13 protein-coding genes and 1 pseudogene are annotated in these 14,055 nt (G+C 61.4%); 3 read left to right on the top strand and 11 right to left on the bottom strand.

Going from position 1 to position 14,055, the window contains the following annotated elements; all coding sequences use genetic code 11:
• The coding region (locus tag K290_RS0130680) for a transposase (protein WP_028751962.1) at window positions 1–254 on the bottom strand (254 nt) is incomplete at its 3' end.
• Between the two features lie 413 nt (window positions 255–667).
• Here K290_RS0130680 and K290_RS39040 point away from each other — a divergent pair.
• Entirely contained in the window at window positions 668–1,768 is a 1,101-nt protein-coding gene (locus tag K290_RS39040; protein ID WP_409527727.1) for a DUF418 domain-containing protein, read from the top strand.
• Between the two features lie 1,010 nt (window positions 1,769–2,778).
• Window positions 2,779–3,774, top strand: a complete 996-nt coding sequence (locus tag K290_RS0130660; RefSeq protein WP_004120008.1) for a helix-turn-helix transcriptional regulator — start codon at window positions 2,779–2,781, stop codon at window positions 3,772–3,774.
• A 949-nt stretch (window positions 3,775–4,723) separates the two neighbouring features.
• Here K290_RS0130660 and ligD read toward each other — a convergent pair.
• Both ligD and K290_RS0130650 read right to left on the bottom strand, forming a co-directional pair.
• Window positions 4,724–5,788: a non-homologous end-joining DNA ligase gene (gene ligD / locus K290_RS0130655; RefSeq protein ID WP_004120011.1), complete on the bottom strand. Its 1,065-nt coding sequence runs from the start codon at window positions 5,786–5,788 to the stop codon at window positions 4,724–4,726.
• Window positions 5,785–6,243, bottom strand: a pseudogene (locus K290_RS0130650) (Ku protein); the annotation flags it as partial. The pseudogene K290_RS0130650 and the gene ligD, both read right to left, overlap by 4 nt.
• A 415-nt stretch (window positions 6,244–6,658) precedes the next feature.
• On the opposite strand from K290_RS0130650, the gene K290_RS0130645 reads away from it, so the two are divergent.
• The gene (locus K290_RS0130645; protein ID WP_004120015.1) at window positions 6,659–7,165 is read left to right on the top strand and encodes a helix-turn-helix domain-containing protein; all 507 of its coding nucleotides are present in this window, start codon (window positions 6,659–6,661) and stop codon (window positions 7,163–7,165) included.
• An 85-nt stretch (window positions 7,166–7,250) separates the two neighbouring features.
• On the opposite strand, the gene K290_RS38805 is transcribed toward K290_RS0130645, so the two are convergent.
• The 8 genes from K290_RS38805 to K290_RS0130605 all read right to left on the bottom strand — a co-directional run bounded on the left by K290_RS38805 (window position 7,251) and on the right by K290_RS0130605 (window position 14,054).
• A complete protein-coding gene (locus K290_RS38805) occupies window positions 7,251–7,409 on the bottom strand; it encodes a DUF3768 domain-containing protein (protein ID WP_015341978.1) in 159 nt (52 codons plus the stop codon).
• Window positions 7,375–7,725 (bottom strand): DUF3768 domain-containing protein, encoded by a 351-nt coding sequence (locus tag K290_RS37555; protein WP_120764175.1) that lies wholly within the window; start codon window positions 7,723–7,725, stop codon window positions 7,375–7,377. Before K290_RS37555 ends, K290_RS38805 begins: the two co-directional genes overlap by 35 nt.
• A gap of 113 nt (window positions 7,726–7,838) precedes the next feature.
• Window positions 7,839–8,741, bottom strand: coding sequence for a terpene synthase family protein (locus K290_RS0130635; RefSeq protein WP_004120017.1), 903 nt, complete (start codon window positions 8,739–8,741; stop codon window positions 7,839–7,841).
• Entirely contained in the window at window positions 8,738–10,285 is a 1,548-nt protein-coding gene (locus K290_RS0130630; protein ID WP_004120019.1) for a hypothetical protein, read from the bottom strand. Before K290_RS0130630 ends, K290_RS0130635 begins: the two co-directional genes overlap by 4 nt.
• A gap of 181 nt (window positions 10,286–10,466) precedes the next feature.
• Complete coding sequence (locus K290_RS0130620) at window positions 10,467–11,465, bottom strand: polyprenyl synthetase family protein (protein ID WP_004120020.1); 999 nt, start codon at window positions 11,463–11,465, stop codon at window positions 10,467–10,469.
• A gap of 105 nt (window positions 11,466–11,570) precedes the next feature.
• Entirely contained in the window at window positions 11,571–12,914 is a 1,344-nt protein-coding gene (locus K290_RS0130615; protein ID WP_028755176.1) for a cytochrome P450, read from the bottom strand.
• A complete protein-coding gene (locus K290_RS0130610; protein WP_004120024.1) occupies window positions 12,914–13,759 on the bottom strand; it encodes an SDR family oxidoreductase in 846 nt (281 codons plus the stop codon). The genes K290_RS0130615 and K290_RS0130610 overlap by 1 nt, the downstream gene beginning before the upstream one ends.
• Window positions 13,746–14,054 carry a ferredoxin gene (locus K290_RS0130605; protein WP_004120026.1) on the bottom strand — a complete coding sequence of 103 codons (309 nt, stop codon included), beginning with the start codon at window positions 14,052–14,054 and terminating at the stop codon, window positions 13,746–13,748. Before K290_RS0130605 ends, K290_RS0130610 begins: the two co-directional genes overlap by 14 nt.
• Window position 14,055: the final 1 nt, after the last annotated feature.

The following is a 14,055-nucleotide window of genomic DNA, read 5'->3' as shown; positions in this document are numbered from 1 at the left end:
GGGAAGTAGCTGCCGGTGCGAAGCTTGGGAATGCGCAGCTCGACGGTGCCCGCCCGTGTCTCCCAATCCCGGTCGCGATAGCCGTTACGCTGGGCCAGCCGGAAGCCATTCTTCTCGCCATAGGCCGCGCCGGTCTTCGTGCCGACCTCCAGCGCCATCAGCTTCTCGGCAGCAAAGCCGATCATCTCCCGCAGCAAATCGGCATCAGCGCTCTTCTCAACGAGTGAGCGCAGGTTCATCATGTCGTCGGTCATCGGTGGTGTCCCTCAGGTTGGCTCTAAGCAACCCGACCCTACCGGAAATCACCGATGGCTATGAAATCAAGCTACACCACTCCATGGGACACGATCGGACCGCTTCGCAGAGGAGAGTTTTGAAAAATGGCGCGCCGGCTGTTGGCGTGATTTGTCGCGCTACGCCAAGGACAGGAGTGAAACTGCCCGCGAAGACCCTCAAAACGCCTTCCACCATCCATTGCTTAGATCATTGCGATCCAACCAATCAATTTTACCGATCTTTCGGAGATGCTTATTAGAGGTCGAAACTGAAAATCAAGGCGCCGAATTGCCGGAGCATGAGAGTAAATATGAAGATAAATCGGATAGTTGGGATCGATGTGGCTCGTTCATGTGCGATTTTCCTGGCTATGGGAAGTCACGTCTTGGCGGTGTCCAAATTGGCAGACGTTTTTAAGGGAGCCTATGTTGATGGTCTTAAATTAATGATGGCGCTTGCAACGCCAACGTTCATTGTTCTTTTCGGAACGATGCTTGAAGTCGTATACAGACCACGATTTGATACCGACAAGCGCAGTATATCGATCGCTCGTCTGTGGTCGCGGGCCATTCAATGCTGGCTGTTATACAGTCTTTCCGTCGTCGTTCTTTTTTTCGCGAAGTCGGAATACTCGTTCTTCTTTTCCCTATCGACGATCTTCATGCTGGGGGTGACCCCATTCACTGACATTCTGAAGTTTTACGCAATCGCACTGACTGTGGCTCCCGCCCTTTTATGGACGCGCAATCGCCTGGGCCTAGTTCCGCTTCTGATCCTGGCCGTCGCCATTCACATTCTTCATCCGGTCTTGCGCGGGCTGCCAAGCCCCGTAGTATTTGGCTTGCCAACGGAAGTGGACCGTCTCGCGATGTTCCTGTTCGGAATAGGGGGAGCCAAGCTCGGTGGCCCCTCCGTCCTGCATGGCATGACGCTTGTCATATCCGGAATGGCCCTCGGGAAAATTCTGATGGGCTCGGCTTCGGGTGTGGCCGCAGGGATGACTCGGCGCGCTTGGCTTGTGCTCCTTGGCACCGGACTGTCGCTCATCGCGGGCGCGTGGATACTCGATAGCGAAACGAAGAGAGGCCTTGGGAACATGGCCATGCGACTGGACAGCCATCCGCTTTACTTCGCCGCCGGCATTCTCGGTGCTTTTGCCGTTACGGCCGCCGCTGTCCTGCTTACCCTGCGCCAGTCGATTGCGCCGACCGCGCTGTGGAGATCGCTAACGTTCTTCGGTCGCACGAGCCTCTTCACCTTCGCCTTTGGCAACATGCTGCTCTATTGCGTGCCATTTGAACCAACCACCATAACCCAGTCGGCTCTGCTCACAGTGCTCCTGATGGCGGCGATTACGTTGCTGAGCTTCTGTTTCGACAGAGCATCGCAGCAGGACGGCCGGATGGCGAAGACCGTTTCCGGCGTCCAAACCTCCATCCACCGACTGGCGACGATGTTGTCAGACCAAGGATTGCGTTTGATTGCCAGATGAGGAGCGGAGATGATCAGGGTCGCCGGAACCTACGATGATTCCGTTAAGGAGGCTGCAGGGGTCGCCGAGGCCAATGAGTGGATTATCGTCTCCGACACGTCGTGGCGATGCCCGAATGCTACGAGCCGTCGCTGTCGCCTGGCGGATACTGGCGCGTGTTGCCGACGCATTCATGACGGTGGATGAGGACGACGCTGTCGCGACAATGAAGCGTCTGGCCAATCCAATTGTCGGAGACCCCGCGGTAGTGCGGGCGAAGGCGGCGGCGTGGGCCTTGCGGGGCTCATCAGCGCTCTGCGGATCCGGAAGCCAAGAAAGCTTCGCCTCGATCAGGATCGCCCCGGCGCCCAAGAGACCGGCGCCCTTTGCAGCCCAATCCCGCGACGAGCCGGCGCCCTAGCGTTCTCCTGCAACGATCACCGTATCCAGTCCGCCTTTTGATATCGTTGGCCTACCTCCCATAACGGGCCTACCTCGCCTTAAGCGCTATGGATCGTGTGGCGCGCGGATCGGCCGTCGATGAGGAGGTTGGCCGCCATTCCGTTGTGGGAAAGTCCTTTGACCATCGCTTTCCAGCTTCCGCGTCGGGTGGCATAGACGTTCAGGGTCGTCTGCAGGATTGCCCTCGACGATCAAATGCCTGCCCGCTTCGCTGCCGGCGGATATCTGGCCTGCCGGCGATATGTGGTCGGTTGTCATATCATCGCCGAGGACAAGCAGTGGATGGGCGACGAAGTTGCCGAGACGGTCTGATCGCCGAGGCTGTCGATCATGGCGAGCGAAACTGGCGAATTGCTTCTTGGTTTGTCGTCACTGATACGCGTCTTGCTCGCGCCATGAGCGGCCCGCTTGCTCAAAGGTCAAATAGCTTCGTCCGAGGAAGAGACATGCGCGAAATAGCCTGAAATGGCTATTTGAGGTCAATCAATTTTTCATTAGAAGCTGACAGGGGGCCAGTTGTTTGCCGTCACTCCAAGCGCGCGACAAAACAGTGAATTTGGTGGAGCAAGTTGACCGAAATTCTGACGCTTAAGCTCGAGGCGACGTCGCTCACAACCAGTGAGGTCTCCGAATGGCTTAACGGTGAAAAGCACGACAATTTCTATCGGCCTCTCAGTAGCGATAGCCGCGGTCTTTTCTCATTCGGTGTCCATGGCGCCGGCGAGATGGTGGGCTGGACGGGATCGACTTCAACGGACCGCGCCTTTTCCGTCACGATCGAGAATGATGGCTTCATGTTCTTTGTCGAGCATGGAACCTGCTATGACCTGGCAACAGGCGGCATAAGTCATGCTATCACGCCCTGCACGGGACTGCTGACGACGGCCGACCGCTATTCCGCGGTGAACATTCACGCAGGCTCTGTTGCGGAGGGATTCTGCATCCCAAGGAGCGCAGTAAACGCCGCTCTGATCAGCACCTTCGAACGCCTGCCACCTGTCGATTTCGAATTCGCTCCCCTGCAGGACCTGACAGCGGGACCGACGCCACCTCTTTTAAAACTCATGCGTTTCTTCCGAGATGAGATCTGCGCCGATCAAAACCTAGAGGTTTCTCCCCTTGCCCTGACGAGCTTCCAAGAGATGTTCTGTCTGCTGATGGTGCAGAATCTGCCTCACACGTTTTCGCAGACGAAATCGCCGGTGCAGACCATTGCGCCTCGCCAGCTTCGAAGAGCGCTGGAGTTTGCCAGAGCACATATCGCAATGCCTATCACGATTGCGGACATGGCAGCGGCAGCGGGCGTCAGCGTGCGGGCACTTCAGATCAATTTTCGACGTTTTTTGAACGTCACTCCAATGGCTTATCTGAGGCAGCTCCGCCTTGATGGCGCACGTCGCGATCTTTTAACTGCCACGCCATCTGCGACGGTCAGTGAAATCGCGCGTCGCTGGGGGTTTATACAGATGGGCCGCTTCTCTCAGGAGTATCGTGCGGCTTTCGGCGTCCTGCCGAAATACGATCTAGGGCGCAGCTATGATAAGAATCGGACTACGGCGTTATAAAGCGCATGTTGACACCCGTTCCATGTCGACGCGTGTTCGCGGATTGATAATGGACAGATCGAGGGCGATGGATCTGCCAGCTAGAGAAACTGAGCTCTCTGGGCAATTGCACCTGCTATTTCGCTCGGGCTGAATTCCCACGCAGGTACCCTTCGTTCCAAGAGCGCTTTCCGACCCCCCATGGTCGGGGCGAACATACATAACGCGATCACTGTCAAGCCGAGAGCGCCATCGTCGCTCGTCGATGGCCGAGAGCTTGTCATTGCTTAGGAAAGTTGTGAGCCAGATGTAACGGGTAGCATAGTTGCCCGGCGCCATCGCATCGGGCCGAACCCGTTATTCACCTGGCGCACATCACCAGATCTAGAAACAAAATTTCTCACAAATGTCATTGCCTGGAAACATTCAGACGTCCCCGGCCGCCGGCAATAATCTAGGATATCGAGGCTCTTTCAGAGCGGCAGCTCTCAGATCGCTTTAGTCAATTCTGACATATAAGAGATTCGTTACGGAGCCTGATTGCCGATGTATCAACCTGAATGTTATCGTCAATAACGCTCTGATCCCGGAATTCTCCAATATGTCGGACAGCACGTTGCCTGTGATGGCAAGGGCATATTCGATGTTGGTCAAGGCGCAGGAACGGGATTCTCTGATGGCCTTATACGGCTATGCCCGTCGGACTGAAGCCAAGCTTCATGTAGCCTCTATTGATTGCCAGCTTCACTACGATATGTCCGATCCGTTCAATGAAACATATATGCGTTCGATTTTCGACCTTGGCACGCGGGAAATGTTGTCAGACGCGTTATGGAAAGACGAGCCCCTGTTTACGGTCGCCGCGTCTCCATACGGCGGTCAACTGCTGGCAGTAATCCTCCCATCCATCCGAGAGCCAGGCTACTATTCCCCCGGAGGTAATGCGGTACTCCCCAAAGCCTCGAGCGCTCTATTCGCTTGGCGCAGGCCGCTCGGCAATGTCGAAGACTGCGGCGTTGTCCTGGATTTCCCTTAGACCCTTGTAGGAGGCGTGACGAAGGCTGCCGTCATGTGTCCAGCCGCGGAACTCGATTTCGGCAATAATTGTCGGCTGAGCAAAGACGAGATTCTTGCCCTTCAGCGGCACGACCGGCCTGGCTGTCTTCAGCTTATCGAGGGTCTTGCGCAGGTATTCGGCATCTTTCGTGTTGAAGCCGGTTCCGACCGAGCCGACATAGGCCCAATCATAACCTTTCCGCGCGGCGAGCAGCAGGCTACCGATGCCGCCGCGTGCCGAGGACGACTGTTCATAGCCGACGACCATGAAGCTCTCGCTTTGGATGCACTTGATCTTCTGCCAATCGCCGGTGCGCCCGGAGCGATATGGCCGGTCGCGGTGCTTGGCGATAATGCCCTCAAGCCCTGCCCGGCATGCGTGCTCCAGCAGGACCTCGCCGTCCAAGGCCATCTCCTGCGACAGGCGAACGGCGCCGTCGCTCGTCGGTGAAATGAGATCCTCCAGCAGATGCCGCCGCACCGAAAGCTCGGTGCCAGTCAAGTCGTGGCCGTCAAGATAGAGAAGGTCGAACGCATATAGGATCGCTTCGTCTGACGCCTTTTTGCCGCCGCGGCCACCAAGCGAGCGCTGCAATGCCCCGAAGTCGGAGCGGCCTTGATTGTCAAGCACGACGGCTTCGCCGTCGAGAATGGCGCTGTTGACCCCGAGTGCACGCGCCGCATCGACAATTGCCGGAAAGCGGTGCGTCCAGTCGTGGCCTCCGCGAGTGATGACCTTCACATCCTTCCGATGGATGTGGAGCGCCAGACGGTAGCCGTCCCATTTCACCTCGAACAGCCAGTCGGCTCCCTTCGGTGGTGTCGGCTTCAAAAGCGCCAGGCACGGCTCGATGCGCTCGGGCATCGGATCGAAGGGCAGGCTTGGCTGGGCGGGATCGCGCTTTCGCACCTGGCGTGACTGAAGGGTCGAGCCGGATTCGTCGAGCAGCGGCATCGAGGCTTTGCGTCTTGTCGTCATCTCGTCGATTGCTTCCCTGAACCCCGTTCGTTCTCGATGGACTTGCGCAACGCATCCATGATGTTGATGACATTGCCCGTCAAAGCTTCAGCCTTCTTCTTCGGCATGGCTTTGGACGGTTTCTTCAATTGCTTCTTCTTTGTGTTGATAATGTCAAGCAGCGTCTCCTGCATCGGATCGGCGACCATCTTCGGGCTCCAGCGCTGAGTCTGTTTCTTGATGAGCTGTTGCACGAGCGGCATCAGTTCCGCTTCTGGCTCTTCATCATCGATTGCGGCAAAATAGTTTTCCCCATCCCGCACCTCATCACCATAGCGCAGCGTCCAGAGCACGATACCCTTGCCGCATGGCTCGGGCATGACGGCGCGTTCCCGCCGCGAAGGCACCAGCCTCGATATGCCGACCATGTTCTCTGCGCCCATGGGGTCTGGCAAGACTTTGAACGCTGCCGGTCCAGGGGAGGGTGAATGTGCGACCGTTGGCCCTTTGCGGATATACTTGAATGACGACCAGCGGCAGCAATTGTCGGAGCCGAAATCGGCCCCAACATGATGGGAAACGGGAGCGTTGATCCCCTATTGTGTACATTTTTCGGCGCGACACTTGTTCTATAAAGGGACGACAAAAGCGTTTCGACGCGAGTCGGTATCGTCTTGTCAGACCGTTGGTCAGTTTGAAGGTCGACGTGTTCCAGCCAACCGCGCAATGGCGATCCGTTCGCGGCGCAGCGGACGGACAGAATCGCTCCCAAAGCTGGGCGCAATCGGGTGACGTGCTTTGCGGCAGAACTCGCCAAACTCGTGAATTTCGCATCAAGAATATGTAATCGCATCACAAATTTGAAAGTCGAGACGTCTGGTTGCCCCTATCATGCCCTTTTGCGACCTTAAGGGAGCCGGCATGAGTGATATCACAGACTTCGAATCTAGTTTCACGCGGCAAAGGCCGTCGCCATCGGATGCGAGGATCCATCCCGTCGATCGCCACGTCGGACAACAGATCCGCATTCTCCGAATTCAAGCCAATTTATCGCAGAACGAGTTGGGCAAGGGCGTCGGCGTCAGCTTTCAACAGATGCAAAAATACGAAAGCGGCAAAAACCGCGTCAGTGCTTCGATGCTCTATGAAATAGGAAGTTGCCTGCATGTGCCAGTGGCGCGGTTTTTCGAAGGCCTGCCGGAGCCGGGCAGCGGAGTTCCCCACCAAGAAGCCGCGGAGATTGACGAACGTATCGCATACCTGTCGACGGCTGACGGTCGCCGACTGATTGAAGGCATTTTGCGTCTGTCGCCCCGAATCAGGAACCGGGTTCTTTCGATTGTCGGTATTCTCGCCGAGGAACAGGAACAGGCCGGCGAGCAGACGGCCGAAGCGTGACAATGTGAGCAAAGATAGATTTTCTCTGTATAGCTCTTTTGCCCGCCGCTGCCGCATCTCTCTACCCGCGGCAGGACACCCCGGCTTAGTATTCCTCGGCCAGCATGATCGCGAGGACACGGACGATTTGCATCGCGTCGGTCGGATCTTCGGAGCCATGCATCATATCGCTGACGTAGTAGTTGATTTTCCAGAACACCTCGTGTCCATCAGCCAGCATCGCCCCCAAAATCGTACTTGTCATGGGGATCGTTGTCGGGCGTGAAGCTGTTAAAGTCCTGCACGGCGTCGGCAATGCGGGACCGGGTGGGATCGGGAAGCCTGCGGATACCTTGCGTTACGAGCACCTTGCCGGTAGCCAGCTCGAGCGGAGAAGGTCGTTCCGGCTCTGGATTCGTGGCGTGCGGTTGATCGTCATAGCTTTTGCTTTCGTTGGTTGATTGCGCCGATGGTACATTCCGCACGAATGCGAATGGAGAGGCCTGTCCTGCCCAACACGGATCGGAGCGGGCCCGGCATGGATGGCAACACGAGGTTTGCTTAGGAAGGCCGCCACTCATGGCAGCCGGTCAACCCGAAAGCCTATGCCGAAGCTCCTCCCAGATCGCTATAAGCCCATCCTTGTTTGCCATTGACCGACGGCAGCGCGCGCATGTCGCCGCTTGCCGCGCGTTTAGGCCTGCGCACACTGGCATTCCCCCGCAGCGTCATTGCGGTAGCGGCTGGTGGAGGTCTGATAGTACTGGGCGCGGAGGGCCGCCATTGCCTCGATTAGCGGTCCCCACGGCGCCGGAAAGCATTCTTCCGCCATCACCCGGTGCAGCATGCGCGTATGGCCGGCCAACTCGTCGTTGAGGAACTCTACCACAGGCATAGCCGGGTAGCGCTGCGACAGCAGGATCGCCGCGTTGTCGGCCTCGCCGCCCGACCTGTCCTTCTCGCGTCCATGCAGATCGTTCTGCAGGCGCCCTATCGCGGAAATGAGCCGTAGGACCTGGCGGAACGCCGGACGCGCGCGCAACGTCGCCATGTCCAGCCCCCAGAGCAATGACATGCAACAGAACACGTTCGCGTAGGCGATCGAATCGACGCCGTTGTGCAGGTATTCGGTGTAGGACCAGCGTTCCGCCCCTTGCGCCTGCGCGCGTCCGGCGCGCAGAGCCGCGCAGTAGTACCGGGTATCGTCGAGAAGCTGAGCATAGTCACGACAATCGTAGGCGAGCGCGGCCAGCGAACCCCGCAGCGTAGCGCAGCCCTCGAATCCAGGGAGCGCGCACGGCACATCCTGTCCCAGCGCCCGCTCCACCGCGGCGAGCTGCTCTGGCGTGATCAGGCCAAGGTCGTTACAATCGTCGAGCCAGAACAGCAGCGCCAGTTCGCGATAGAACGCCACAATCAGGGTTTCGTCCTGCGGATCGCGGCCCGTGCGAACGCTAATGTCTCGCAGGCTCGGGTCGATGCACTGCAGGATGTACTTGCCGCCCCTGACCGCTTCGACGGCATGCTCGTCGGCGAACCCGGTCAGGGAACGACCCCACTCCAGCACCTGCTGCAGCGCGCCTTCGGTCTGGATCATGGCGCTGCTCCTGCTTCCTCGGCAGCGCGCCGCCCCCAACTGAGCGCCAACCATAATCCGGCGAGTTCGGCCACGCGCACGACCCGGGTCGGGCAATACAGTTCCTTGCCGATCCACAGCGGCGTCTGCGGCAATCTATGCGCCGCATGGCGGGCGAGCATCCATTCCAGCGCACGCGCCACCACCTGAGCGATGCGCGCGCGCCCTATGGGTTCTTCCCTCCCATCCATCACATGTAACGCAAACAGCGCATAGGCGGTTTCCTCGAATGTGGACGCACGACCGGCGCCCCAGCCGCCGTCGTCGCGCTGCGCCTGCAGCAGCGCCGCCAGCGCGCGCTCGTCGCGCCACTGTTGCTTGCCTTGCGCCAGCGCAGCGAGCGCATGTGCGGTGGGATACAGCCATGAAACGTGCCATTTTTCGTTGTCCCACAGTCCGTGCGGGTTGCGAGTGGCCTCGACGTAGGCGCTGGTGCCGGCGGCGCGCTTTCCCAACAGTCGCAACGCATGCAGGGCATGGATGTTGGTCGACACCGAGGCATTGCGCTCGCCGGGGAAGGTGACGAACAGCCCCCCAGTTTCGAACTGGCGCAACGCGTCGACTGCCGGGTCGCGGCCCGCAAGGCGCAGGACGCACAACACAACGGCGGTGTCGTCCGCGTCGGCGGCGAAGTGCAAGGCCGGCCCAAGACCGCGTACGCCCAGGTGGGCTTCAAGCTGCGCAACGATTTCGCGCACCGCGTCTGCGAGCGCGGGATGCGCGAACAGCCCCGCCAGATGCAGGGTGTACAACGACCAGCATGGCTCAAACACATTGATCGGCCAGACATTGGGAACGACACCTTCGATGCCGCTGCGCGTCGCCCGCGATGCCGCTTGCAGATACGCGTCCGCGCGCCCGACCTGCGGCGTACTCCCCTGTACTACGGCGTGCGCACGCCACGCGGCGGTGGCCGCCGGGCTGATGCCGATGCTGCCGTACTCATCCGGGCATGCGGTGGTTGGCGACGTCCCCCAGGCTTCCCAGGTGTGCAGCAACGGATGGCCGCTCGGCAACATTGCCATCGCCCCCAGCTTGACCAGGCACTCTTGCCGCAACGGCAACAGCGCCGAGTAGCGCGGAAACGCCACGCCGCCCGGCAAGGATGGGGCCTCGCCGCAAAGCTGCGGCAGGATCAGCTCCGCACCGATCGGCGCATCTTCCGGCACCGCATGCGCATAGGGATCGGGCTGGCGCCGGAGGAACCGGGTTGCAGCCTGGACTGCGTCGGCAGCACCGGGAAGAAGATTGGCACGCTGCAATGCCAGCAAAGCCGCCCACGTGGGCGCATGGCGGAACAGCGGGAAGTCCGCGCTTCCCCATCCGCCATCAGGCTGTTGCTGCGCGATGAGCCACGCATATGCGTCCTGCCAACCGGCGACGTTGCCGCGGAACTGCAGAGCTCGCGCCGTGTCGTAGACGGACGGACCGACGCCGCCGCCATCGCTCATCTCGCTCAGCAGGTGGCGCAATTCGGAAAGGATCTGTTCGGACAGCGCGTTCACGCGGGATGTTCCTTCTGCAGACGGTTGACAAAAACCAGAATCGGGCAGTCGCCGCGTGCGCGCCGCGGCAGTGCTAGGCAACCGCTGCGATCGGCGACGCGGACTCGGAAACCGCACAGCATGCACCGCTGCTGCCACCGATCGCAGCGGCACAGGGGCGGTTCCACGCGGGCGGGCGCGCTCATGCGCATGGCGCGTGCGTGAACAGATATGCGTTGGCCCGCTGCAGGATCTGCGCCAACCGTTCCGCACGCGGCCCCAGCGGGGCGATGGCATCCTCCGCGTCGCGCAACAGATCCGCGACGAACTGGCGCGCTGCCTTTAGCCCCATGATCGACGCGCAGGTCGGCTTCTGCGCCGCCGCGTCCTTGCCGGGCGTCTTGCCAAGGGTCGCTTTATCCGCTGTCGCGTCGACAATGTCGTCGACCACCTGCAACGCCAGGCCGAAACAGGCGCTGTAGCGATCGAGCGCACAGTACAGCTCAGCGTTCGCGGCATCCTCCGCGATGGCGCATAGTGCGCCCATGCGAACGGACGCGCGCACTAGCGCTCCGGTCTTCATGCGGTGCATCGCCAAGATCCTGCCCAGCTCAACGTGCTTTCCAACCAGCGACAGATCTATGGCCTGCCCGCCTGCGGCACCCTCGGCGGACACTGCCTGCGCCAGTTCGCGCACGAGCGCGATACGGTTGTCGCCCGGGGCATCAAGGCTCGCCAGGGTCAGGAAGGCGTGCGCCTGCAGTGCATCCCCGACCAGGATCGCAGTTGCTTCGCCGAACTTGACGTGCACGGTCGGAAGGCCGCGGCGAAGCACGTCGTCGTCCATTGCGGGCAGGTCGTCGTGGACCAGGGTACAGGCGTGCATCATCTCGATGGCGGCGCCGACGACGTCGAGCATGTGCGCCGGGGTGTCGGCCAGTTCGCCGGCAGCCAGACAGAGCAAGGCGCGGGTGCGCTTCCCGCCATGCAAGGTAGCGTAGCGCATCGCCGCCATCAGCTCGGTCTCACCGTCGTCCTCGGGGCAGAGAAGACGCGTCAGCGCCTGTTCGACCCGCTTTGCGCCGTCCTGCATCCAGATCTCCGGCAGCAGCCTGCCGGATGCGCCGGGCGCCTGCGCGCCCAATCCGCCGAGCGCGGAAATGCCAGTTTGGTCATCGTGTAGCGTGGAACCGGTCTGCATGTTGTCAATGTCCTTGTTCCTGACAGGAGAGGGCCACGGCGAGCGGCGAACCGCCTTAGCGTTGCCGGCGTCGCTGCCACGCCACGCGGAGCTTGCGACGCCAGCTCATGAGAATCCGATGCGGATTTTCATGGAGGGCTGTGCTGTCGGGTAATAGCGCCGGCCTTTTTCAGCGTCGCTCAGCAACCGCGGCCGCACCCCGGCCTTGTGCATGGTCAGTGCCAAGGCGATGCCGAACTGCACCAGTTCCAGCCATACCAGGTGGTAGCCGATGCAGACGTGTGGGCCGCTGCCGAACTGCAGCATGTCCACCGGCCGGATCGGCCCCGTGCGTTGTAGCCACCGCGCCAGGCGGAACTGATCAGGCGCCTCGTGCAGCAGCGGTGAGGTCGAGAAATGCAGCAGCGGGATGCCCAGACTGGTGCCCGCAGGAATGCGCCGCTGGCCGAGTTGTAATTCCTGCGTCGCGCGACGCGGTAAGAGCGAGGACGCCGGATGCATGCGCAGCGTCTCGCGAAACAGCGCCTCGGCGACCGGGCACTGCGACAGGTCCGCGTGCCGGGTCGGCACCGCGCCCACGCGTTGCGCCTCCTCGACGAGGGAGTCCCACAGCTCAGGCTGCCGCGCCAGCTCGATCACCATCCAGGCCATCGTTGAGGCGGTGGTCTCGTGACCGGCAAGCAGCAGCAAGCGAACGTTGGCGACCAGGACGTCATCGGAGAGCGCGCCTTCGCTGCGATCGAACGCGCTCACCATGTCGTTGATCAACCCGGTGCGCGCGGCATGCGCGCGCGCGCCGCGGATGAACTGGCGCGACTGCGCGTCGATCCAGTCGCGGGCGGCGCGGCCGCGCCGAAAGGGCGTTCCGGGCAGGTCGATCGGCGGCGCGAGCATCAACTGCAGCAGTTGCCGGTACTTGCGATGCCACTCCGGCAGGTCTTGGGCGGGGATGCCCATGAGATAAAAGGTGAGCTTCAGCATCAAGTCGCCGGTCTCGGGCAGGATAGTTACTTCACCGCGCTCGCGCCATGCCTGCACCCGGGCCCGGATGACGGGCTCGAATAGCTCGCCAATGCCGGCCTCGGTCAGGCCCCTCGGCAGGAATGCCGACTTGATCCCATCGCGCGCCTGCCGATGCGCGCTACCGTTCAGAGTGACCAACGTTCCGCCAAGGATTTCGGGTGCAATCTCTTCAATCAGTGCCGAGGACACGTCCTTGTGCCGGAGCAACGCAAACGCATCCGGATCCAGGCACGTCATCAGTTGTCCGGCAGGGCCAAAATCCAGCCAGAAATGGCTGCCCAGCGTCCGTTCCGCGCGCCGCAGCAGGCGCGGCAGGTCACAAACGATGGCGGGAAGATGCCCGACCAGGGGGAAAGCGCCGGGCATGACCGGGATGTCGTCCCGCAGCCGGTGCCGACGGTTCAGCGGGTTGAGCAGCATGTCTATTACCTCTCTGGCGCCGCGGCCGCTTCGGCGGTGTCACTGGTCGGCCGCGCGGCACGGCTGTTGCCACCATCGGCGTATGTCGGCACATGCGTCAGCATGCCGCCGTCGATGCACACGACTTGGCCGGTGATGAACGCAGCATCGTCGGAGAGCAGGAAAGCCACCAGCGCGGCCACGTCCTCGGGGCGGCCGACGTGCCGCAGGAGCTGGTGCCGGCGCAGATGCCGTTGCATGCACTCGTCCAACTTGTCGAGGAGACGTTCGGTCATGATAAGACCCGGCGCAACCGCGTTGCAGCGGATCTGCGCGTGACCATATTGGGTGGCGAGCGAGGCCGACAGCATATTCATCGCGGCCTTCGACGCGGCGTAGGAGGTCAGCGCGGTGTCACCGCTGAGCCCCTGGCACGAGGACATGTTGACGATCGCGCCACCGCCACGGGCGATCATGCGCGGAATGGCCTGGCGGCAGCAGAGCAGCGTGCCGCGCAGATTAGTCGCCATCGTTTCATCCCAAACCGCCAGGTCCAGATCGAGGATCGCGCGGTCGCATGGGGTCAGATGCATGGCGCTCGCGTTGTTCACCAGCAGATCGACCCCACCGAAGTGCCGCTCCGCCGCCTCAAATAGCGCGGCCACAGCCTGCGCATCGGCGATGTCCATGGCCAAGGCCAGCGCGTGGCCAGCTTCGGCCGCGATCTGCGCCGTGCACGCGGTGGCCGCTGAGCCGTCAATGTCGGCCACGACCACCCTGCCGCCCTCGCGCGCAATGGCGAGGGCGCATGACTTCCCGATGCCGGCGCCGGCGCCGGTCACCACGGCCACCTTGCCCTCAAACCGTCCCATCGTGTCCTCCTGGATTGCATTGGTCTTTCGTGGCATGTCGCTCGGCCTCTGCCAGAGAAGGCGTAGGGTCGGCCCGGGCTGGCTCGCCATCCCCAGCGGCGCTTTCGACGACCCAAATGGCGGCAACTGGGCACTGGCTGGCAGCGAGCCGCACGGCGGCGTGCAGCGCTTGGGGGACCGTCACCACGCACACTTCGGCCACGCCGTCCAGTTCGCGCTGGCGAAAGACGCCCGGCAGGGTTAGCACACACTGCCCAGTGGTTCCGCAAAGATCCTGGTCGACCACGACGCGCATC

The sequence above is a fragment of the Rhizobium leucaenae USDA 9039 genome, from assembly GCF_000426285.1.
Taxonomy (GTDB): Bacteria; Pseudomonadota; Alphaproteobacteria; order Rhizobiales; family Rhizobiaceae; genus Rhizobium; species Rhizobium leucaenae.
This window is presented reverse-complemented; position numbering and strand designations above follow the sequence as displayed.